Here is a 251-nt window from a genome sequence, read left to right on the forward strand (position 1 = left end):
GGGGTGATGTGGTGATCCCCGTTGAAAAAGTTCCCCCACTCCCAGAGCGTGCCATCGTCCTTCACGCCAAAGCTACCGGCCCACTAACCGGTATTCACCCGGGACCATCCGCCCCCTGACCCGATCGCTACCGGTTCGCTCCTGTCATGGGTGGTGCCGTCGCCGAGTTGGCCTTCGCCGTTTTTGCCGGTGGCGCGGAGAGTGCCATCCCGGCCCACGATCAAGGTGTGAAATACTCCCGAGGCAGCGGA

At 63.3% G+C, this 251-nt stretch carries 1 protein-coding gene; it reads right to left on the reverse strand.

What is annotated here, in order from left to right:
- Positions 1-83 precede the first annotated feature (83 nt).
- On the reverse strand, positions 84-251 hold a 168-nt coding region (locus tag PZC42_RS25080; RefSeq protein WP_498041218.1), incomplete at its 5' end, for a hypothetical protein.

Origin of the sequence: Isoptericola croceus (genome assembly GCF_029382255.1) — a bacterium.
GTDB lineage: Bacteria > Actinomycetota > Actinomycetes > Actinomycetales > Cellulomonadaceae > Isoptericola > Isoptericola croceus.